At 69.8% G+C, this 19541-nt stretch carries 20 protein-coding genes; 12 read left to right on the plus strand and 8 right to left on the minus strand.

Going from position 1 to position 19541, the window contains the following annotated elements; all coding sequences use genetic code 11:
• Positions 1-5 precede the first annotated feature (5 nt).
• Together AB0I98_RS32340 and AB0I98_RS32345 are read left to right on the plus strand one after the other, a co-directional pair.
• Positions 6-791 carry an alpha/beta fold hydrolase gene (locus AB0I98_RS32340; RefSeq protein ID WP_362948163.1) on the plus strand — a complete coding sequence of 262 codons (786 nt, stop codon included), beginning with the start codon at positions 6-8 and terminating at the stop codon, positions 789-791.
• Between the two features lie 23 nt (positions 792-814).
• Positions 815-2971: an aminotransferase class III-fold pyridoxal phosphate-dependent enzyme gene (locus AB0I98_RS32345; protein WP_362948165.1), complete on the plus strand. Its 2157-nt coding sequence runs from the start codon at positions 815-817 to the stop codon at positions 2969-2971.
• Here the strand turns inward: AB0I98_RS32345 and AB0I98_RS32350 are convergent.
• Together AB0I98_RS32350 and AB0I98_RS32355 are read right to left on the minus strand one after the other, a co-directional pair.
• Positions 2940-4733 carry an ABC transporter ATP-binding protein gene (locus AB0I98_RS32350; RefSeq protein WP_362948167.1) on the minus strand — a complete coding sequence of 598 codons (1794 nt, stop codon included), beginning with the start codon at positions 4731-4733 and terminating at the stop codon, positions 2940-2942. The genes AB0I98_RS32345 and AB0I98_RS32350 overlap by 32 nt on opposite strands.
• The gene (locus AB0I98_RS32355; RefSeq protein ID WP_362948169.1) at positions 4730-6580 is read right to left on the minus strand and encodes an ABC transporter ATP-binding protein; all 1851 of its coding nucleotides are present in this window, start codon (positions 6578-6580) and stop codon (positions 4730-4732) included. The genes AB0I98_RS32350 and AB0I98_RS32355 overlap by 4 nt, the downstream gene beginning before the upstream one ends.
• Before the next feature lie 159 nt (positions 6581-6739).
• Here AB0I98_RS32355 and AB0I98_RS32360 point away from each other — a divergent pair, with 159 nt between their 5' ends.
• The 7 genes from AB0I98_RS32360 to AB0I98_RS32390 all read left to right on the plus strand — a co-directional run bounded on the left by AB0I98_RS32360 (position 6740) and on the right by AB0I98_RS32390 (position 11723).
• On the plus strand, positions 6740-7438 hold the full coding sequence (locus AB0I98_RS32360) for a TetR family transcriptional regulator (RefSeq protein WP_362948171.1): 699 nt from the start codon (positions 6740-6742) through the stop codon (positions 7436-7438).
• 5 nt (positions 7439-7443) lie between these two features.
• Complete coding sequence (locus AB0I98_RS32365) at positions 7444-7929, plus strand: SRPBCC family protein (protein WP_362948173.1); 486 nt, start codon at positions 7444-7446, stop codon at positions 7927-7929.
• Positions 7930-8009: 80 nt separating this feature from the next.
• The gene (locus AB0I98_RS32370) at positions 8010-8768 is read left to right on the plus strand and encodes an SDR family oxidoreductase (protein ID WP_362948175.1); all 759 of its coding nucleotides are present in this window, start codon (positions 8010-8012) and stop codon (positions 8766-8768) included.
• Between the two features lie 18 nt (positions 8769-8786).
• Positions 8787-10250 carry an MFS transporter gene (locus tag AB0I98_RS32375; RefSeq protein ID WP_362948177.1) on the plus strand — a complete coding sequence of 488 codons (1464 nt, stop codon included), beginning with the start codon at positions 8787-8789 and terminating at the stop codon, positions 10248-10250.
• 142 nt (positions 10251-10392) lie between these two features.
• Positions 10393-10857, plus strand: coding sequence for an SRPBCC family protein (locus tag AB0I98_RS32380; protein WP_362948179.1), 465 nt, complete (start codon positions 10393-10395; stop codon positions 10855-10857).
• Positions 10854-11192: a metalloregulator ArsR/SmtB family transcription factor gene (locus tag AB0I98_RS32385; protein ID WP_362948180.1), complete on the plus strand. Its 339-nt coding sequence runs from the start codon at positions 10854-10856 to the stop codon at positions 11190-11192. The genes AB0I98_RS32380 and AB0I98_RS32385 overlap by 4 nt, the downstream gene beginning before the upstream one ends.
• A gap of 90 nt (positions 11193-11282) precedes the next feature.
• Positions 11283-11723 (plus strand): SRPBCC domain-containing protein, encoded by a 441-nt coding sequence (locus AB0I98_RS32390; RefSeq protein WP_362948182.1) that lies wholly within the window; start codon positions 11283-11285, stop codon positions 11721-11723.
• Positions 11724-11967: 244 nt separating this feature from the next.
• Here the strand turns inward: AB0I98_RS32390 and AB0I98_RS32395 are convergent, their stop codons facing one another.
• The 5 genes from AB0I98_RS32395 to AB0I98_RS32415 all read right to left on the minus strand — a co-directional run bounded on the left by AB0I98_RS32395 (position 11968) and on the right by AB0I98_RS32415 (position 15749).
• Positions 11968-12636, minus strand: a complete 669-nt coding sequence (locus tag AB0I98_RS32395; RefSeq protein ID WP_362948183.1) for a dihydrofolate reductase family protein — start codon at positions 12634-12636, stop codon at positions 11968-11970.
• Positions 12636-13139, minus strand: a complete 504-nt coding sequence (locus tag AB0I98_RS32400; RefSeq protein ID WP_362948185.1) for an SRPBCC family protein — start codon at positions 13137-13139, stop codon at positions 12636-12638. The genes AB0I98_RS32395 and AB0I98_RS32400 overlap by 1 nt, the downstream gene beginning before the upstream one ends.
• A 3-nt stretch (positions 13140-13142) precedes the next feature.
• Positions 13143-13484 (minus strand): metalloregulator ArsR/SmtB family transcription factor, encoded by a 342-nt coding sequence (locus tag AB0I98_RS32405; protein WP_362948187.1) that lies wholly within the window; start codon positions 13482-13484, stop codon positions 13143-13145.
• Positions 13485-13746: 262 nt separating this feature from the next.
• Positions 13747-14664 (minus strand): MerR family transcriptional regulator, encoded by a 918-nt coding sequence (locus tag AB0I98_RS32410; RefSeq protein WP_362948189.1) that lies wholly within the window; start codon positions 14662-14664, stop codon positions 13747-13749.
• Between the two features lie 362 nt (positions 14665-15026).
• Positions 15027-15749: a TetR/AcrR family transcriptional regulator gene (locus tag AB0I98_RS32415; protein ID WP_362948190.1), complete on the minus strand. Its 723-nt coding sequence runs from the start codon at positions 15747-15749 to the stop codon at positions 15027-15029.
• Between the two features lie 62 nt (positions 15750-15811).
• Here AB0I98_RS32415 and AB0I98_RS32420 point away from each other — a divergent pair, with 62 nt between their 5' ends.
• Complete coding sequence (locus AB0I98_RS32420) at positions 15812-17380, plus strand: FAD-dependent monooxygenase (RefSeq protein ID WP_362948229.1); 1569 nt, start codon at positions 15812-15814, stop codon at positions 17378-17380.
• 79 nt (positions 17381-17459) lie between these two features.
• On the opposite strand, the gene AB0I98_RS32425 is transcribed toward AB0I98_RS32420, so the two are convergent.
• A complete protein-coding gene (locus AB0I98_RS32425) occupies positions 17460-17738 on the minus strand; it encodes a response regulator transcription factor (protein WP_362948192.1) in 279 nt (92 codons plus the stop codon).
• A gap of 417 nt (positions 17739-18155) precedes the next feature.
• Here AB0I98_RS32425 and AB0I98_RS32430 point away from each other — a divergent pair, with 417 nt between their 5' ends.
• Positions 18156-18503 (plus strand): SDR family NAD(P)-dependent oxidoreductase, encoded by a 348-nt coding sequence (locus tag AB0I98_RS32430; RefSeq protein WP_362948194.1) that lies wholly within the window; start codon positions 18156-18158, stop codon positions 18501-18503.
• Between the two features lie 140 nt (positions 18504-18643).
• Entirely contained in the window at positions 18644-19282 is a 639-nt protein-coding gene (locus AB0I98_RS32435) for a CatB-related O-acetyltransferase (protein WP_362948196.1), read from the plus strand.
• Positions 19283-19541: the final 259 nt, after the last annotated feature.

Here is a 19541-nt window from a genome sequence, read left to right on the forward strand (position 1 = left end):
TCACCGTGCGCGCGCACGTCCCGAAGTCCGAGTGGTTCCGATGTTTCCGGCCCCGGGAATGGGCCGGGACCACCCTGCTGTGCTTTCCGCACGCCGGAGGCACCGCCGCGGCCTACCGGGACTGGGCGGCCGAACTACCGCAGCGCTACGAGCTGTTCGCCGTCCAGTACCCCGGCCGTGCCGACCGCCTCAAGGCGCCCCTCATCGACGCGATGGACCCACTCGCCGACGCGATCGCCGCCGAGGTGCCGCTCCTGCCGCGACGCCCGACCATCCTGTTCGGGCACAGCATGGGCGCCTCCGTCGCCTACGAAGTGGCCAGACGCCTGGAGGCGGGTGGCCGCGACGTCCGGCACCTGTACGTGTCCGGACGCCCGGCGCCGACCGCGCAACGGCCCGGAACGGTCCATCTGCGCGGCGACGAAGGCCTGTTGGCCGATGTCGTACGCCTCGGCGGCACCAGCGCCGACCTGCTCGCCAACGCCGAACTCCAGCGCCTCGTCCTGCCCGCGCTGCGGGCCGACTACCGGCTGATCGAAACCTATCTGCCCACCCCCGCCGGGCTGTTGACCTGCCCGGTCACCGCTGTCATCGGCGACGAGGACACGGAGGTCCGCGAAGACGAGGCGGCCGCGTGGGCCGAGGTCACCAGTGGCCCGTTCCGGCTGCGCACGCTGCCCGGCGACCACTTCTACCTCGTACCCCAGCGAACGCGACTGCTGGAGGAGCTGGCCGGCCCCCGGCCCGCCTCGACGGCGGCTCCCGCAACGCAGTGGCCGTCCACCCCATGACCGACGAAGGAAGAAGGAGCCCGATGAACAGCACATCAGGTTCGGCGTTCCGGCCCGCGACAGCCGAGACCCTCGCGCACCTCACCCGGCACAACCGGGACGAGCGGTGCACCTTCCTGATAGCCAGCAACTACATCAACGCACCGGCCGCCCAGGTCGGCTACCTGCTCAGCGAGCTGGCGGGCCGGGGGAGCGGTCGGACCGACACGCACGTCTCCTATCTCGTCAACTCCGGCCTGGAGGCGCTGTCCGGCGCCATCAAGCTGGCCCGGCACACCGCCGTCCGCGCGGGCAAGGACACCGGGGGCTGGGTGCTGCTGCTCGACGAGAAGGGCCGTTACCGCGACTTCATGGACCCGGTGGGGCGCGGCGCCGAGGAGGCGCTCATCCCGCACGTGGTCTGCGTGGACTCGGCCGCGCGGGCGCTGCGGGAGTTCGTGGGCCGCACCTGGGCCGCGGTGATCGTCGTACGCGAGGAGCACACGGACCTGCGCCACCGGGACATCAGGGACCTGGTGGCGACCTGCCGGCGTGGCGGCGGGCTCACCGTCCTGTGCTGCACCGAGCTCGACGCGGACCGCCCCGACCTGTTCGACAACCCGGTCGAAGCGGACGTCCTGGTCCTCGGCGAGAACCTGACGGACCGACAGGCTCCGTTCGGTGCCTTCACCCTGACGAGCTCGGCCCACCAGGTGTGGCGCAACGACGTCGACTGCTTCGCCCAGACCTCCACCTTCGGCGGGAACACACTGTGCGCCTCGCTCGTCCGCGAGACGCTGCGGCGCCACGGCCATGTGGACGAGCGCCAGGCTGCGGTCCTGCGGGCCATCGAGTCCGACCGGAGCGAGACGGTCCGCTACTGGGGGCTGCACATCAACCCGAACATGGCCAAGCTGGCCACGACGTTCGGGCTCGACGTCGACATCCGGCGGGCCGCGGGCGGCCGGTTCACCACCGCCGAGGGCTGGGACGTCATCGACTGCGGGGGAGGCGTCGGCAGCAATCTGCGCGGACACAATCCGCCCGACCTGGTCCCCGACGTGTTCGAGCAGCACGATCCCGGCCACGACTACTTCGCCGACCTGGAACGCAAGCTCATCGACCTGACCGGACTCAGCCACGCCTTTCCCGCGGTGAGCGGTGCCACCGCCAACGACACGGCGGTCACGCTCGCCCTGCTGGCCAACCCGGACCGGCGCAAGGTAGTCACCTTCCGGGGCAACTACGGCGGCAAGACGCTGTTCTCACTCAACCTCAGCAAGCACGGCCCGCAGCAGACCGAGTCCGACCCGGACGCCTTCCGCCCCTACTACCGTGACCTGGTCTACCTCGACCCGTTCGCCGACGACGCCCCGCAACGGCTCTCCGCACTGCTGCGCTCCGGCGAGGTGGCCCTGGTCTGGTTCGAACTGATCCAGGGCGCGATGTGCGGCCGGCTCCCGGACGCGGTCCTGGACGTCATCAGCGGACTGCGTGAGGAGTACGGCTTTCTCGTCGGCGTCGACGAGGTACTCAGCGGCGGCTGGCGCAGCGGCGAGCACTACCTGGCCCACCAGGGAATCGTCGATCACGCCGACATCGTCACGCTGGGGAAGACCACCAGCGACATGACCCTGCCGTCCGGCATCGCGATGGTCTCCGCCGACGTGTACGCGCGCGCCGCCGAGCGCGCTCCGGACCATGTCGCCCGCCTTGCCGCGCACTTCCGCAACGGCCTCGCGGCCCACATCTCGCTGCACGCCATCGAGACCGCGGACGACAAGGACGAGCGGGCCCGGCAGCGCGCCGCCTACGCCGAGCTGGTCGCGGGGCTCAACACCGCCTTCCGTACGTCCAAGGTGTTCGGCGACGTCGCCGGATCCGGCGCCCATCTGCGGCTGACGATGAACCAGCGGTACTTCCCCTTCCACCACCGCTCGAAGATCGGCAACCTGCTGGAGATGACGCTGTCCGACCTGATCTACCGCCGGTGCCGGGTCTTCCTGCCGGCCCTGCGGATCATGCACCGCGTCACCGCGGACCCCGCGGAACTGGCCGAACTGGGCAGCCGTCTCGCCGCGGGCACCCGGGGCATCACCCCCGCGATGGTGTACCGCTACGCGTTCGGCCGGGCCTTCGCTCCCGCACTGCCGCGGGTGGGAGCCCTGCTCAGGGGAAGCGCGGCGACACCGCGCCTGTGACGGGGCGAGATCCGGCTCCGGCGGCCCGCGCGCCTTTGGCCAGCCGCCACCCCCGCGCCCTGCTGCGCTCCCGCCAGAACGCCGCGTACCGGCCGTCCAGGGCCAGCAGCTCCTCGTGCGAGCCGAGTTCCGTGATCCGGCCCTCGTCGAGTACGGCGATCTGGTCGGCGGCCACCACCGTGCGCAGGTTGTGCGCGACGACCAGCAGCGTGCGGTTCTCGCACAGGGCCGCCAAACCCTGTTGTACGGCTGCCTCGTTGACCGGGTCGAGCGATGACGTGGCCTCATCGAGGAGGACCACCGGCGCGTCCTTGAGAATCGCCCTGGCGATCGAGATGCGCTGGCGCTCGCCGCCGGACAGCTGCGCCCCGCCCTCGCCCACCTGGGTCCGCCAGCCCTGCGGCAGCCGGTCGACGATCTCGTCCACACGGGCGAGCCGTGCGGCGTCGCGCACTTCTTCGTCGGTGGCGTCCTGCCGCCCCAGGCGGATGTTGTCCTCGATGGACCCCTCGAAGAGATAGACGTCCTGGAACACCAGGGAGACACCGGCGGCCAACTCGCCGGAGGGGATGTCCCGCACATCCACGCCGCCGATGCGCACGGAGCCGGAGTCGACGTCGAAGAAGCGCGGGATGAGCCGGGTGATCGTGGTCTTGCCCGAGCCCGACGGGCCCACGAGCGCCGTCATCTTCCCGGCGGGCAGCCGCAGCGAGAGGTCACGAAGGACCGGGCTGCCCGGGCGGTAGCCGAAGGTCACCCGGTCCAGCTCGATCTCCGACCCCGTGGGCCGCGCCGGGCGTTCGGGCTCGGGCAGCGTGGGCTCGGCGAGCACCTCGTTGATCCTGATCAGCGCGTTGCGCGCCACCCGCAGCGCGCTCCCGAGGTCGGCCGCCTTCACCATGGGCTCGACGAACCGGGCCGAGAGCACGAGCAGCGCGAGCAGTTCGGGTACGGCGAGGGAACCGCCGAGCGTGAGATACGTGCCGAGGAGCAGGATCGCCGTGAACGACGCCTGCACGGCGCCGGCGAGCCCCACCACTCCCGGCAGCCCGACGCGGATGAGCTGCCGTCCGCTGTTGCGCTGCGCCACCAGCGCCTCGTCCAGGAGCCGGTGGCCGTCGGACGTCCGGCCGAAGGCCCGCAGGACGGGCTGGTTCTGCGCGAACTCCACCACCCTGCCGCCGGCTTCGGTCAGCACGTCGTCGGCGGCGTGGTCGCTGCGCTGCACCCGCCGCCCGCTCCACCGGTAGACCAGGGCGAGCAGGGGCGCGCTGGCCAGGGCCGCGGTGGCCAGGCGCCAGTCGAAGAAGAACATGAGCAGTACCACGGTGGCCGGGGTGACGAACGCGCCCACGACCTCACGCAGCAAGTGGGCCGGAACGCCCATCACATCGACCACGCTCTGTCCCGTGAGACGGCTCAGCCGGCCGATCCGGTCACCGGTGAACCAGCCGAGCGGCAGCTGCGCCACGTGGTCGCCGAGCCTGCGGTGGAGAATCCGGGACACCGCGGCTCCCGCGCGGTATCCGGAGATCTGGCTGAGATAGCACGCCGCCGCGTACGAGGCCCAGACCGTGGCGAGGGCGGCGAGCCAGGGCCACGCCGCCGAGGTGTCGTGGTCGAGCAGCGCGCGCAGTACCGGCACCAGCAGGGCGAAGGCGACGCCCTGCAGCAAGGCGGAGGCCACGATCCCGGCCAGCGTCGTCCGCAGGGGGCCGGTGTGCTCCCGCCCGAGGGCCGTGAACAGATCGCGGATCATCATGCGAGCCTTTCGTGCGGTCGGCCGGTCGGAGCCAGCTCCTCGGACGCGCTTTGATGCGCCCGCCACATCTCGGCGTACCGGCCGCCGGCCGCGAGCAGCTCCTCGTGGCGGCCCTGTTCTGTGATCCGTCCGCCGTCGAGCAGCACGATCAGGTCGGCCTCCACCACGGTGGCGAGGCGATGGGCGATGACCAACAGCGTCCGGTCGCGGGCCAGTTCGCTCAGCGCCAGCTGGATGGCCGCCTCCGACTCGGGGTCGGCGTACGCCGTCGCCTCGTCGAGGACGAGTACGCCGGAGTCGACCAGGAGCGCCCGCGCGATCGACACCCGCTGCAGCTCCCCGCCGGAGAGCATGGCGTCGTCACCGATCACGGAGTCGTATCCGCGGGGCAGTTGGAGGATCCGCTCGTGGATCTGTGCGGCCCGCGCGGCGGCGACGACCCGTTCGTCGTCGGCGTCCGGCACCCCCAGGCGGATGTTGTCGCGCACGGACGTACGCAGCATGCGTACGTCCTGGAAGACGAAGCCGACCTTGCCGTAGAGCTCCGAGGAGGCCAGCTGTCGTACGTCGGCCCCGCCGACGCTGACCCGGCCGCCGGTCACGTCGAAGAACCGCGGCAGCAGCTTCGCCAGGGTGCTCTTGCCCGAGCCCGAGGGGCCCACCAGCGCGGTGACGGTGCCGGGCTCGAGAGCCAGATCCACGTCGTGCAGGACGTCGTCGCCCTCGCGGTAGGCGAAACGCACCTGGTGGAAGGCGGCCAGGTCGCCGTCCGCGGTGGCGGGCTCGGACGGGGGCGGCAGCTCCGGCGTGTTCAGGAGCTCGCGTACACGTCCCGCCGCCACCGTCGCCAACTGCAGGTCGTTGCCGCTGAATTCGAGTGCCTGCAGGGGAGCGGTGAGCCCGAGGCCGAGCAGCGCGAACGGCAACAGGTCCACCGGCGTGAGCAGACCCCGGTCGATGAGGAGGGCGCCACCGCTCAGGACGACCAGCAGGACGGTCACCGGCGAGAGAACGACCTGGGTGACCGCGCTCAGCCGCATCAGGCCGCCCATCCAGCCGAGGAAGAACCGTGCGAAGTCCTCGGTCGCGGTGATGAACCGCCGGTGTGCCCGGCCGGACTGGCCGAACGTCTTGACCACCGAGATGCCCTGGACGAACTCCACGACGCTGCTGTTGATGCGTCGCATCGCGTCGTCGTACGAGGCCATCTTGCCCGCGTATCCCGACATCGTCCTGGCGTACAGGGCCATGCCGACGACCAGCGGGGCCATCGTCACCAGCGCCATCCGCCAGTCCACCCAGAACAGATAGGCCAGCGACGCGAGCGGCACCACCAGGGCGGACGTGAGGTCGAGCAGGGAGTGGGCGACCAGATGGTGCATGGCGCTCACATCGTCCTGGAGGGACTTCTTCACGGAGCCGGAGTTGGTGCCGTCGTACCAGCCGAGCGGTACGCGGCCGAGCCGGTCCGCGAGCCTGCGGCGCAGGTCGAGTTGGAGGTCGTTGTCCGCGTAGTGGCTGATGCCGCCCGCGGCGGTGAGGAAGAGCAGCCGAAGAAGCAGTGCCGAGGCGCCGGCCAGGGCCACCGCCCATGCCCTGCCCTCGTTCACTCCACCCGGTTCGAGGAGCACTCTGCCCAGCTCGGCGACCGCGACGAAGGGCACCACGGAGGCCAGTGCCGACAGCGCCTGAAGCACCACAGCGACGGTGAGCCGGCCTCGTACCGGAGACAGCAATTCCGCCAGGGCGCCGCCGTTCGGCGCCGTCGGATCCCGGTCGCCCGAGCCGCCCTGAGGATTCACGTCGTCGCTGGTCGGACCATGTTCGGCGGTGCTTCCGAGTGACACCGGTGCGCTCCTCTTGTACTGTGTACAAAAACAGGCGAGCGCCTCGACTAAACCATCCTCGGTGAGGGGACGCAAGCTGTTCCCTGCTCCTTTGGAGGCGGACGCATGGCAGGCAGAACGGGTGCGAGGCGCCCAAGAACCACGGGCACTCGACCGGCCATGACCCCCGAGCGGGTGATCGAGGCGGCGATGCGCCTCACCGCCCAACAGGGCCTGTACCGCTGGGGGATTCGACAGCTGGCCGCCGAGCTCGATGTCTGGCCGACGGTCATCTACCACCACGTGGGCGACCGGGACACGGTCATGGACGCCGTCGTCGACCGGGTGGTCAGCCAGATGCCCTGTCCCTCCGTGGACGTGCCCTGGCGCGACTGGTTCGGTGAACTCCTGCGCGGCGGTCGTCGAACCCTGCAGGGCTACCCGGGTGTCGCCCGTCGGCTCACGCTGCAGGGGCCTACGGTGCCCTCGGCCCTCGCCATCATCGACAACGGCGTGCAGGTGCTGCAGAAGGCCGGGTTCGGCGCCCAGGCGGCGCCCATGTACAGCATGTTGCTCAACGGCGCGTTCTTGCTGGTCGCCCTCGACGACGACCACGACGAGGCACCGGAGACCCACCAGCGGGCCGCGGAGGTGCTGGGCGCCTTCAGCGACGACCACGACAGACCGGGGCTCGCCGCGATGGGCAGCTATGTGAACGCCTCGAAGGTCAGCGCGGAGGCCGTGCACGGCTTCAACAACGACTTCTACGACTACGTCATCGACTGCCTGCTCGACGCGGCCGAGGCGCGGCTCGCCCTGATCAGCGGGAAGGGCCGCTCCGCCGACTCCTCGGCGACGGGGTTCAACGAGAAAGGATGAGAAGGATGACCGCTCAAAGCGGTGGCGACGCCGTCCGCGTCTCCGTCACGGTGCCGGTGCCCCCTTCGGAGGCTTTCGCCCGGTTCACCGACGGCTTCGCCGACTGGTGGCCGGAGAAACAGGGTTTCACCGGAGCTCCGCTGTCCTCGGTCGGATTCGAAGGCCGCGAAGGCGCGCTGTGGACGGAGCACACCAGCGACGGCGACTCGATGAAATGGGGTCGTGTCCTCGCATGGCAGCCGCCCGAACGCATCGTGCTGTCCTGGGAGTTGACTCCCGAATGGGCGACCACCGAGAACGTCGAGGAAGCCAGCCGGATCGAGGTGCGGTTCGCCGCGGCGGACGAGTACTCCACACAAGTGACCCTCACACACAGCGAGTTCCAGCGGCACGGCGACGGCGGCGGGTCGATGCGTGAGGCGATGGCATCGGAGTCCGAAGGCTGGCCCTATCTGCTGAACGGCTACCGACGGGCGCTCGAAACCGGCTGAGACCGCCGTGCCGCGCCGACTCGATGCCGACTCGACGCCGACTTCGATCCACTGAGAAAAGCCGAGGGGGAGCCACCGCAATGACCGATCTGCTGTCGATCGCAGGCAAGAGCGCGTTGATCACAGGCGGGAGCCGGGGCGTCGGCCTCATGATCGCCCGTGGGTTCGTGGAGGCGGGAGTCACCGTCTACATAGCGGCGCGCGACGCGCAGGCCTGCGAGCGGACCGCCAAGGAACTGTCCGGGCACGGCGTGTGCCACGCACTGCCCGCCGACCTCTCCCGGGACGCCGAGTGCCGCCGCCTCGCCGCCGAACTCACCGCCGTACAGCCGGAACTGGACATCCTCGTCAACAACGCCGGTGCCACCTACGGCGGATCCCTCGACGACTTCGACGACGCCGCATGGGACCAGGTCCTCGACCTCAATGTGAAGGGCGTCTTCCATCTGACCCGGCACCTGCGCAGAGCCCTGGAAGCGGCGGGCACGGAGGAGGACCCCGCCCGAGTCATCAACATCGGCTCCATCGACGGGCTGCACGTACCGCCGATGGAGACCTACTCGTACGCGGCGAGCAAGGCGGCGATGCACCACATGACGCGCCATCTCGCCAAGCGGCTCGGGCCGAGGATCACCGTGAACGCCCTCGCGCTCGGCGCCTTCGAGTCGGACATGATGGCGAACTCCCTCGGCACGGAGATGACCGCGCACGCCCCGTTGCGCAGGCTGGGTCGCCCCGACGACATCGTGGGCGTCACGACCTTCCTCGCCTCGCGCGGCGCCGCCTATCTCACCGGCGTCGTGCTGCCGGTCGACGGCGGCCTGACCACGACCGGATGAGCAGGAGCTTGTGAGGCCATGCAGGGAAGCACGCAAGGCGGCACGCACGAACCGCAGGATGTGATCGCGCCGGAGTCGGCACTGGTGACGGAGGCCTCTCGCCATCGCTGGCGGACTCTCGCGGCCCTGTCGTTCGTGCAGTTCATGATCGCGATCGATCTCACCATCGTGAACGTCGCGCTCCCTACGATCCGCAGGGAACTCGGCTTCACTCCCGACGGCCTGACCTGGGTGGTGAACGCCTACATGCTGGCCGCCGGCGGGCTGATGCTCCTCGGCGGCCGGCTCGGCGACCTTCTGGGACGCCGCCGTATGTTCATGATCGGAACGGCTGTGTTCGGTGTCGCGTCGCTGACCGCGGGCCTGGCGGTCTCGCCCGGGATGCTCATCGCCTCCCGGTTCGCCCAGGGCATGGGGGAGGCCCTCGCCGTCCCGGCCGGACTCGCGATCGTCGCGCTGATCTTCCCCGACGAGAAGGAACGGGCCCAGGCACTGGGGATCTGGGGAGCCCTGTCAGGCCTGGGAGCAGTGGTCGGCGTGGTCCTCTCCGGGGTCCTGACCGGTCTGGTCGACTGGCGCTGGGTCTTCTTCATCAACCTTCCTCTCGCCGCGGTGCCGCTCCTCGTGATCCGTCGCCTGGTGCCCGAGAACAGGGCCCCGGGCCGCCGACGCATCGACTGGACGGGCGCCGGTCTGCTCACCGTCGGCCTCATCGCGCTGGTGAACGGACTGCTCTCCTCCGGCTCGGGCGTACCGCTGTGGCAGTCCGCCGGTTCGATCGCCGTGGGGGTCACACTCCTGGTGGTGTTCGTCGTGTCCCAGGCCAGAAGCACCCAGCCACTCGCCCCCCTCGGCTTCTTCGCCGAACGCATCCGAGCCCTGGGCAACGGCCTGACGATCCTGCTGATCGGTGTCTCCGAGGCGGTCTTCTTCCTGGTGGTCCTCTACAACCAGGACGTCCTGGACTTCTCCCCGTTGGAGAGCGGACTTGCCTGGCTCCCCTTCTGTCTGGCCTTCCTGCCCGGCGTCCTCGTGGCCGGTCAGCTCCTGCCCAGGGTGGGCATGCGGACCCTGCTCGTGGTCAGCATGCTCGTGATGGCCTGCGGCGTGCTGATGTTCAGCATGGTCGAGGAGGACTCCTCGTACGGCACGCACATCATGCCCGCCATGATCGTCACCGGCCTCGGCTTCGCCGCCTCCCTGCCGGCCGTGCAGAACGCGGCCCTGCACGGCATCTCGGACGATGACGCGGGCCTCGGCTCGGGAGTGACCACCACGGTCCAGCAGGTGGGCGGCGCGCTCGGCCTCGCCACGTTCGCGGCGATCGCGCTCGGCAGCACGCAGGGCTCCCACACCGTGGAATCGGCCGGCGGCCTCGCCGTCGACGGCGTACGCCTCGCCTTCCGCGTGGCCGCCGTGACCTTGGTGGCGGGCGCGGCCCTGAACTTCTGGCTCATGCCCGGACGCCGTCGGGAGGAGTGATGGCGGGGCGCGCGTAGCAGGTGGGTGGCGCGCTCTCGACGGGATACGGGCGGGCAGCTGATAGCAACCAATGGTTGCGCATCCTGAAGGGGAGGTCTACAGTGATGTGCAACCAAAGGTTGCGAAAAAGTGGGAGCGTGCCATGGAGTACGGCAGCATCGAGCGGGAGATCCACATCGAAGCCACGCCCGAAGTGGTCTACGAGGTCATCAGCAAGCCCGAACATCTGCGGGAGTGGTGGCCGGACGAGGCAGAGCTGGAGCCGGTGCCCGGCGCCACCGGGGTCATCTCGTTCGGCGACAGGTCCACACCGGAGGCGAAGGTCGTACCGATCACCGTGGTGGAGGCCGACCCGCCCCGGCGGTTCTCCTTCCGGTGGGTGTACGACGAGAGTGAGGCCACGGCGCCGGACGACTCGCTCCTGGTGACCTTCGAGCTGGTCCCGTCGGGCGCGGGGACACTGCTGCGCTTCACCGAGGAGGGGTTCCGGGAGAAGGGCTGGGAGGCGGCCGTGCTCGAGGAGCAGTACCGCGAACACGTCACCGGCTGGGACCACTTCCTGCCCCGCCTCGTCTCGTACGTCGACCGGCTGGTGTCGACGCCATGAGTGTCACCATCGACGACGAGCTCTGGTCGGCGGTGGGGGACCCGACCCGGCGGCGGATGCTCGACCTGCTGTTGACCGACGGCGGCGGGACGGCGACCACGCTGAGCGAGCAACTCCCGGTCACGCGGCAGGCGGTCGCCAAACACCTCGGCGTACTCGACCGGGTCGGGCTGGTGCACGTCACGCCGTCCGGACGCGAGCGCGTCTACCAGGTCGACGAGGCCCAACTCGCCCGCGCCGTAGCGCAGTTGTCGTCGGTCGGGGCCGCCTGGGATGCCCGGCTGCAACGCATCAAGAGGATCGCCGAAGCAATCCAGCGCGGCCAGAAGGACTGACCCGCACGAACGAGCGCGCCGCCTCATCCGAGGTGGCGGTGATGAACCGCGCCCGTATGCGGGCGCCCACCCGAAGAACGAGGTATCGAGATGGTGGACATCCTGCACAGGATCGGCGTCGAGTCGTCTCCCGACGACGTCTACGCGGCCCTGACCACGGTCGACGGTCTGGCGGGCTGGTGGACGGAGGACACGGACGGCGACACCGACGTCGGGGGAGTGATCCGGTTCCGCTTCGAGCCCGGCGGGTTCGACATGAAGGTGCTGGAGGCCCGACCCGCCGAGCGCGTGCTCTGGGAGGTCGTCGACGGTCCCGAGGAGTGGATCGGCACGCACATCCGCTTCGAACTCAAGCAGGAGGACGGCTTCACGATCGTGCTGTTCCGGCACGAAGGCTGGAAGGAGCCGGTGGAGTTCATGCACCACTGCAGCACCAAGTGGGCGACCTTCCTGATGAGCCTCAAGAGGCTGGTCGAAACCGGCAAGGGCGAGCCCGCACCGCACGACGTGAAGATCAGCAACTGGCACTAGACCTTGCCCGTCACGTCCTGACACCAACTGCCGCGTCCTTGCCGCCGGGCGTGTTGTACGCCGATCGAAGGCCCGCACGCCCGTCATCCGCGTGTCCTCGGCAGGGGTGGCCTAGGGGAGTGGCATGGTCCTTGACGCTCTCTGCCGCGAGGGCCTGAGGTCGCCACACTCAGGCCCTCGCGGCAGGGGCCCGCGTGACGCCGGCAGGGGAGGGAGTCCGGCTATTGGTGGAGAGGTGGCGCGGCTACCGAGGGTGCACGGCGTACGTCAGGTGCGTCACCCGCGACGACGGCTCCGAACGGACCGGCTCCAGCGCGATCCTGGACGCGTCCACGCCGTCGAACAGGCGGGTGCCGGCGCCGAAAAGCACCGGTGACAGCGTGATCGAGAACTCGTCGACCAGGCCGGCGTTCAGATGCTCCAGGATCGTCGCGCCGCCGCCCGCGATGCGGACGTCGCGGTCGCCGGCGGCCTCACGGGCCTGGTCGAGGGCGTGCTCGATGCCGTCGTTGACGAAGTGGAACGTGGTGCCGCCGGGCCGCTCCCACGGGTCACGCTTGGTGTGCGTCACGACGAAGACCGGGGTGTGGAACGGTGCCTCCTCCGGCCACGACTGCTCGCCGAGGTCGAACATGCGCTTGCCCATGACGCTCGCGCCGGTGCGCTCGAACGTCTCCCGCGCGATGTCGTTGTCGCGACCCTCCTCGCCGCCCTCGCCCAGGTTCAGGTTCTCCCGGAAGAATCGCAGCGGGAACGCCCACTGCTGCAGCTCCATCCACTGCGCCATCCAGCGCTGAACATCCGGGTCGTCGTGCTTGTCGGGCGCGAAAAGGACGTCGTCATCGGGCACGGACTCGGGCGCGATGAAGCCGTCCAGCGACATCGACACGCTGAAGAACACCTTCCCGGCCATCAGCCCTCCGCCCCCTTCCGGACGATCTCGGTGACGTAGGCCGCCAGGCTGCTCAGGGTCTGCTGACCGCCCTCGATCGCGTGGTACTTCTCGACCGCCTCGTCGCGCAGCTCCTTGGTGGGGAACACCGTGCGCATCACGAGCCGGGTCGCCGCGCCGTCCGGCGCCAAGGTCAGGACCGACTGGAAGGCGTTCGGGTCGTCGCGGGACTCACCGTGCAGCAGCACGATCCGCTCCGGCGGGGCGATCCGCAGCCAGCGGATCCACTCGGCGTAGTCGGTCCCGTCCGGCCCGTGCAGCACGAAGTCCCACTCCCCGCCCTCGCGGAACTCGAAGGACCGCGTGGTGGTGGTGAACCCGTCCGGACCCCACCACCGCGACAGGTGCCGGACCTCGGTGAACGCCTCGAACACCAGCTCCCGCGGGGCGTCGATGACCCGGGAGATCACGATCTCCCGGTCGGCCGTCGCCGGCTCCGCCCGTTCTTGCCTTGCCCCTGCCATGGGTCAGTCCTCCTGCCGTGTCTGCTTGAGGTCCTGCACGTAGGTGTCCAGCCGGTCGAAACTCTCGTTCCAGAACCGCTCGAATCCGCCGACCCACTCGTGGACCGGCCGCAGCCCGCGGGCATCCAGGCCGTAGAGGCGCTGCTTGCCCGCCCCGCGGACCCGCACCAGCCCCACCTCCCGGAGCACTCGCAGGTGCTTGGACGCCCCCGGCTGGCTCATCCCCAACTCCTCGGCCAGGTCGCTGACCGGCCGCTCACCCGCCCGCAGCAGCGCCAGGATGTCCCGGCGCTGCGGCTCGGCGATCGCGTTGAACGCGTCCGACGTCGTCGCTGCTCGTGCCATGACAGCGATCATATTCCCATATGGGTATACGTCAAGCGGGGTACAACGGCCCTGTCGCATGCACCATCAGGCGACGAGCGGCTCGCTGTTCCTCCACCGGACGTCGGCGAGGCGAGGGGTCGGCCGCCTGAGCAGTGCGAAGCCGACGTGCATCGGCGATGTGCTCGCGGTCGGGCCTTGCGGTCGGTCGTACTGATGAGGCCGTTCCGCGGACCGCTGCGCCCGCCGCCGGAGGATCCGCCGGACACGCCTAGGCCGTGTTTTAGGTAGCGGGTGAGTCTTGGGCGGCGAGTTCTTCGGCCAGTTCCATACAGCGCAGGCGGGCTGGGGAGAAGTCGTAGGGCATCTTGCCGGTGGCTTCGAACACGCTCATGGAGTCAGCCTCCCGCCTGTCAGAGCTGAGGTCGGCCTCGTCCTCGCCCTCGCCGTCATCGGCGGGGGCAGGGTGCAAAGTGTCCCAGGCGTCGAAGAGGTCATCGTCGTCCTTACCCAGGCCGGACTCCTCGATGGCGGCCTGCAGGGCGCTTTCGAAGGTGTGCCGCTCGGCGGCCACTTGAGCCACGCGTGGATCATCGACGGCGACACTGTCATCGAGTGCCTCCTCGGCTTCATCGATGCGGTCGGAATCCTCCCGCAGAGTGGGATGCGTGGCCAGGACGACGAAGCGGGTGGCCTGGACGGCCGCGCCGAGTGGGCCGAAGATCCGCTCAGTGACCAGCAGACTGTCCAGGTCCGCCTGACGCAGGGAGCCCTCGGGCAGGCTCTTGAGGCGTTCGGTGACGACGCCGGAGAGCAGGCCCATCCGGCTGCCTTCGGTGCGCATCCGCTGCACGGCGGTCCGCTGCCGCCGCAATTCCGTCTCCTGCTCGGCGAGGGTTTCCTCCAACCGCTCCAGGATGCCCGCGATACCGTCTCCGCTGTCCGCACCGGCGGAAGCCGTGCTGGTGGTAAAGGCGTCACGGATGTCGTCCAGGGCGATCCCGGCATCGGCCATCTTGCGAATCCACAGCAGGCGGATCATGTCCTCGTACCCGTAGCGGCGGCGGTCATCGCCGCCCCGCTCAGGCTCGGGGAGCAGCCCGATCTCGTGGTAATGGCGAATCGCCCGCGGCGTGCTGCCGGCGAAGGCCGCCGCGTCACCGATCTTGACCTGGCGGGGTGGCATGAAAGACGAATGCATGAGCAGGGACCTTTCCTCAAGGCATCGGGACGTAAGTCCACCGGACCACATGCCGCTACGGAAGGTGCAACCCCATACACACCGTCCCGCGCCAATGCCAGGAAATGCGCCCTTCCTCCGTCACGACCTGAACCGTCGCCTCGAACCGAACCGCAGGTTGGTCAGACCGGGTCGCCACGGCCCGGTGCTGCTGGAGACGGCTGATCCCGCATTCGACCGCGTGCCGGGCCTTGTAGGTAGTCCTCGCGGTCGAAGACGGGCGGACGGCCACCGCCACATCCGCGACGCCTGCGGTTGCGGACCTGATCGACTTGATCATCAGCATGCGGGGCGTGCACAGGAAGCCGAACGTAAAGCACGGCCTAGCGGTGTGTGAGGCCGTCGATGATCAGGGTGAGGGTGAAGTCGAAGCGGTCGTGGCTTTCGCCGGCGGTGAGTTCGGCGGCGTGGCGGGTGGTGTGGGGGAAGGTCTCGGCGGGCAGGGCGGTGAGCCGGCGCAGTAGTTCGTTCCGGTCGTGGACCCAGATGGTGTCGTCGTGTGCTGCTCGCTGCCGGGCGATGGATGCTTCGAGGCAGTGGGCCGCCACGTACAGCAGGAGGGTGTCGGTGGCCCAGGCGGCGGCCTGTGGGGGAACGCCGCCGGCGAGCAGGATCGCCAGCATTCCTTCGCTGACGCGCAGGGTGTCGAGGCTGGTGGGGGCCATGGCGAGCGCGGCGCGGGAGATGCCGGGGTAGGCCAGGTACTGGTCGCGCAGCTGGGCGCACACGCCGCGGATCTGCTCCCGCCAGGCCGCGGGGTCGGGCTCGGGCAGGGCGAGTTGGGCGCACAGCCGGCCGATGAGCAGTTCGTCGAGGTCGGCCTTGTTGACCACGTGGGCGTAGAGCGAGGCGGGACCGGTGTCGAGGGCGCCGGCCAGTCGGCGCATGGTCAGGGCCTCGTAGCCCTCGGTGGCGATGACGTCCAGGGCGGTGTCGATGACCTGTTCCACGGTGATCGGGGCCTTGCGCCGCCGCGGCCTGGGACCGGCTTCGGCCTCGGGGGTGGGCGGCTGGTGGCGTGCCGCGCGTCGCTCTCTGGGGTTCACCAGGCCACTATAACTTGACACGAACGCTGTTCGTTTATAGAACACTGTTCGTGACAGTGGATATGGATCAGGACGTGGACGTGACCGTGGTCGGAGCCGGTCCGGTGGGCCTCGTACTCGCCGCGGAACTGGCGCTCGCCGGGGCAACGGTGCAGATACTCGAGCGGCGGGCCGAACCGGACGAGGCCATGAAGGCGCAGTCGATCAACCTGCCGACGGCCGAAGCCCTCGACCGCCGCGGCCTGCTGCCGGCCGCCGAGGCGGTGCAGCGCGAACTACTCGAACGCGTGGGCTCGTTCGCCCGCACAGCCGGCGACCCACCACCCGGTGGCGGCGGGCGCGCGCCCGAGGCACGGTTCACCGGGCACTTCGCGGGGATGGTCCTCGACGCCGACCTCGTGGACTGGTCAGATCCCGACCTTGCCGCGCACGCCGTGGCCGAGGGAGCGAGGATGGTGCCGCAGCGCGAGCTGGAGGCGTTGCTCGCCGGGCACGTCGCGCGACTCGGCGTACCAGTTCGTCGCGGGGTGGAGGTCGCCGCGCTGGACGACACCGGCGACGGCGTGCTCGTCGGCACGAGTGCCGGCACGGTCCGCACCGGGTGGCTGGTCGGGTGCGACGGCGGGCACAGCACCGTGCGCCGCCTCGCGGGCATCGGCTTTTCCGGCACCGACCCCGAACTCACCGGGTACCAGGCGGTCGTTGACATCGCCGACCCTTCGATGCTCGGACACGGCTGGACCTGGACGCCCAAGGGGGCCTACCGCTACGGGCCCCAGCCCGGCCGGGTGGCCACCGTCGAGTTCGACGGCGCTCCCCAAACTCGGCTGCGCTCGCGCGAGACCCCCATGGCGCCAGTCACGCTTGAGGAGGTGCAGGGCAGCCTGCGCCGGGTCTCGGGCACCGACGTCACGCTGACCGCACTGCGCGCCACCCCGACCCGCTGGACCGACAACGCCCGCCAGGCCGACACCTACCGGTCGGGACGGGTGCTGCTGGCCGGCGACGCCGCACACGTGCACCCGCCGTTCGGCGGTCAGGGGCTCAACCTCGGGGTCGGCGACGCGATGAACCTCGGCTGGAAACTCGGTGCTGTGACCGCCGGTTGGGCACCCGAAGAACTCCTCGACACCTACGACGCCGAGCGCCGTCCTCTTGGCGCCTGGGTGCTGGACTGGACGCGGGCCCAGACCGGGGTGATGCGCCCGGACGCCATGTCGGCCGCGCTGCGCCAGGTCCTCGCCGATCTGCTGAGCACCCGGGCGGGAACGACGTACGCGGTCAAAAAGATTTCCGGCGTCACGCAACGCATCGACCTGCCCGGCGACCACCCGCTCATCGGCCGTTTCGCCCCCGACCTGTGGCTGAGCGACGGCTCCCGCCTGGCCGACCACAGCCACGGCGGCGGCATCGTGCTCCTCGACCGCACCACGGACGGCACGTTCGCCCGCCTCGCCGCGGCCTGGGCCGGGCGCGTGAGCTGCGTGACCGACGACGACCATGCAACTCCGACCGCGGTACTCGTACGCCCCGACGGGGTCGTCGCCTGGGCCTCCGACACCACCGGCATCGCCGCCGCCACCGGTCTCGAAACCGCCCTGCACCGATGGGCCGGCGCGCCGTCGGCCTAGCCACGACGGTCTTCGACGGTCGATGTGATCACCGGGGCCTGCGAACCGAGCTGACTCTGCTTGGCCGGCATGTGGAGCGTCATTGGTGCGGTGAGGTGAGGATGCCGCGCGAGAGAGCGACGGTGACGGCTGCGGTGCGGTCGTTGACGCCCAGCTTGACGAACGTTCGCATCATGTGCGTCTTCACTGTCGCCTCGCCGATGTACAGCTGCCGACCGATGTCGCTGTTGGACAGACCTTGCGCGACGAGGCCGAGTACCTGAACCTCGCGGGGGCAACTGCTCATCGCGTCGGTCAGAGTACCGATCGGGGTGTCCTTGAACAGGTAACCGGTGGCTCCGGCCTCGATCGCCGGCAAGATGGGCGTCACCTTCGTAGGTCGTCAGCACGAGCACGCGAATGCCGGGGTGCTCCTGGCGGATGCGCGCCGTCGCGGTGGCGCCATCGGTGCCCGGCATCCGATCGGCAGGCCCATCGGCTGGCCAAGAGCCATCAGAGGCGGCTCTATTGCCGCCTCGTCGAGTCGGTGGAAGGGATGAGCGGCATATCGGCCACCCACAGCGGGTACTAGGGGTGGTCCTGCCGAGCATGCGCCACCGGAGGCCGCCCATGTCATGACCAAGGGGGCGATCGACGTCATAGGCGCACCCCGGCCTGGGAGTTGGACGGTCGGGGCATCACCGCGAACACGGTCCTGCCCGGCATCACCGACACCGTCGCCTTCCTCGCCTCGGATGACGCGCGCGGGATCACTGGCTAGCCGTGGACGCCACCGGTGGCCTGTACCCGCGACCGCACGTGGAACAGCCACCAAGGTGACGAGGAGAGCCTGGCGGCGAACGGTCACGTGCTCGGGCCGCTGTCGTGCTGCCGCGCCACGGTCGAACGGCTCTCCACGAGGCGCAGCGGTCAAGGGGGCCCGTCGTCAACATCAGCTCGGTCGCGGCCCGCACGGGCCGGGATCTACGGCGCGGTCGCCTACGCGACGAGCCAGGGCGCCGTAGTGAGTCTCACCCGGGACCTGGCCAACGAGGTGGCACTGGAGGGCATCCGCGTCAACGCGATGGCACCTGGCCTCGTCGACACCGACATGGCCCCGCCCGACCTGGCTGAACTCGCCTGAACGGGAGTCCCGGTGGGCCGCCCGGTCCAGCCTCGGGAGGTGGCTGAGGCGGTCGGCTGGCTGATGTCACCGGCGGTCTCGTACGTCACATGCGCAGAATGGATGATTCACCGGCTATTGCCGAATCGAAAGCGACTGCCATGAACCGCCTTCCTGCAGACCCGACAGTGCTCCACCCGTTTCCCGACCTGCCGCGCGTAGTCCTGCTGAAGCCGCTGGTGGCCTCGCCGCTGATCGAGGTCGGGGAGTACTCCTACTACGACGACCCGGAGGATCCGACGGCGTTCGAGACCCACAATGTGCTCTACCACTACGGGCCGGAGAAACTGGTCATCGGGAAGTTCTGCGCGCTGGGCACCGGGGTGCGGTTCATCATGAACGGCGCCAACCACCGCATGGACGGCCCCTCCACCTTCCCCATCATGGGCGGCTCCTGGGCCGAGCACTTCGACCTGCTCTCCGGCCTGCCAGGCAAGGGCGACACCGTCGTCGGCAACGACGTCTGGTTCGGCTACAACACCATGGTCATGCCCGGAGTTCGCATCGGGCATGGCGCGATCATCGCCTCGGGCGCCGTGGTCGTGGACGACGTCCCCGACTACGGCATCGTCGGCGGCAACCCGGCCAAACTCATCCGCACCCGCTACACCGACGACGAGATCGCCCGCCTGCTTGCCCTCGCCTGGTGGGACTGGCCCGCAGAGCATCTCACCGAAAACATCCGGACCATCATGTCCGGGACCATCAACGACCTCGAAGGGATCGCACCACTGGCCTGAGCCGGCCTCCACGCACTACACGTCACACCGGGGTCGTGCTGCGGGGTGGGCGGCCCGATCCGGAAGCCGAGACGCCGTGCGCCTGGTGCCGGAGGCCACCCGCTTGGACGGCGGGACGTGGGGAACTCGCCCCTCCCGATCGGCCGGACGTGGCCGTGCGGATCCTGGCCGAGGGCGGCACCGCACACCGCACGCAGGCCGAGGCGATCCGCATGCGTGTTCCGCGACACCAGTGCCGCGGAACTGAACACGTGACCTG

Origin of the sequence: Streptomyces sp. NPDC050211 (assembly GCF_040656035.1) — a bacterium.
Lineage (GTDB): Bacteria > Actinomycetota > Actinomycetes > Streptomycetales > Streptomycetaceae > Streptomyces.

Coding starts and splice junctions, on each gene's coding strand:
- AB0I98_RS32345 (WP_362948165.1), top strand. CDS start 815: ATGAACAGCACATCAGGTTCGGCGTTCCGGCCCGCGACAGCCGAGACC.
- AB0I98_RS32350 (WP_362948167.1), bottom strand. CDS start 4,733: ATGATGATCCGCGATCTGTTCACGGCCCTCGGGCGGGAGCACACCGGC.
- AB0I98_RS32360 (WP_362948171.1), top strand. CDS start 6,740: ATGACCCCCGAGCGGGTGATCGAGGCGGCGATGCGCCTCACCGCCCAA.
- AB0I98_RS32365 (WP_362948173.1), top strand. CDS start 7,444: ATGACCGCTCAAAGCGGTGGCGACGCCGTCCGCGTCTCCGTCACGGTG.
- AB0I98_RS32370 (WP_362948175.1), top strand. CDS start 8,010: ATGACCGATCTGCTGTCGATCGCAGGCAAGAGCGCGTTGATCACAGGC.
- AB0I98_RS32375 (WP_362948177.1), top strand. CDS start 8,787: ATGCAGGGAAGCACGCAAGGCGGCACGCACGAACCGCAGGATGTGATC.
- AB0I98_RS32380 (WP_362948179.1), top strand. CDS start 10,393: ATGGAGTACGGCAGCATCGAGCGGGAGATCCACATCGAAGCCACGCCC.
- AB0I98_RS32385 (WP_362948180.1), top strand. CDS start 10,854: ATGAGTGTCACCATCGACGACGAGCTCTGGTCGGCGGTGGGGGACCCG.
- AB0I98_RS32390 (WP_362948182.1), top strand. CDS start 11,283: ATGGTGGACATCCTGCACAGGATCGGCGTCGAGTCGTCTCCCGACGAC.
- AB0I98_RS32395 (WP_362948183.1), bottom strand. CDS start 12,636: ATGGCCGGGAAGGTGTTCTTCAGCGTGTCGATGTCGCTGGACGGCTTC.
- AB0I98_RS32400 (WP_362948185.1), bottom strand. CDS start 13,139: ATGGCAGGGGCAAGGCAAGAACGGGCGGAGCCGGCGACGGCCGACCGG.
- AB0I98_RS32405 (WP_362948187.1), bottom strand. CDS start 13,484: ATGGCACGAGCAGCGACGACGTCGGACGCGTTCAACGCGATCGCCGAG.
- AB0I98_RS32410 (WP_362948189.1), bottom strand. CDS start 14,664: ATGCATTCGTCTTTCATGCCACCCCGCCAGGTCAAGATCGGTGACGCG.
- AB0I98_RS32420 (WP_362948229.1), top strand. CDS start 15,812: ATGGATCAGGACGTGGACGTGACCGTGGTCGGAGCCGGTCCGGTGGGC.
- AB0I98_RS32435 (WP_362948196.1), top strand. CDS start 18,644: ATGAACCGCCTTCCTGCAGACCCGACAGTGCTCCACCCGTTTCCCGAC.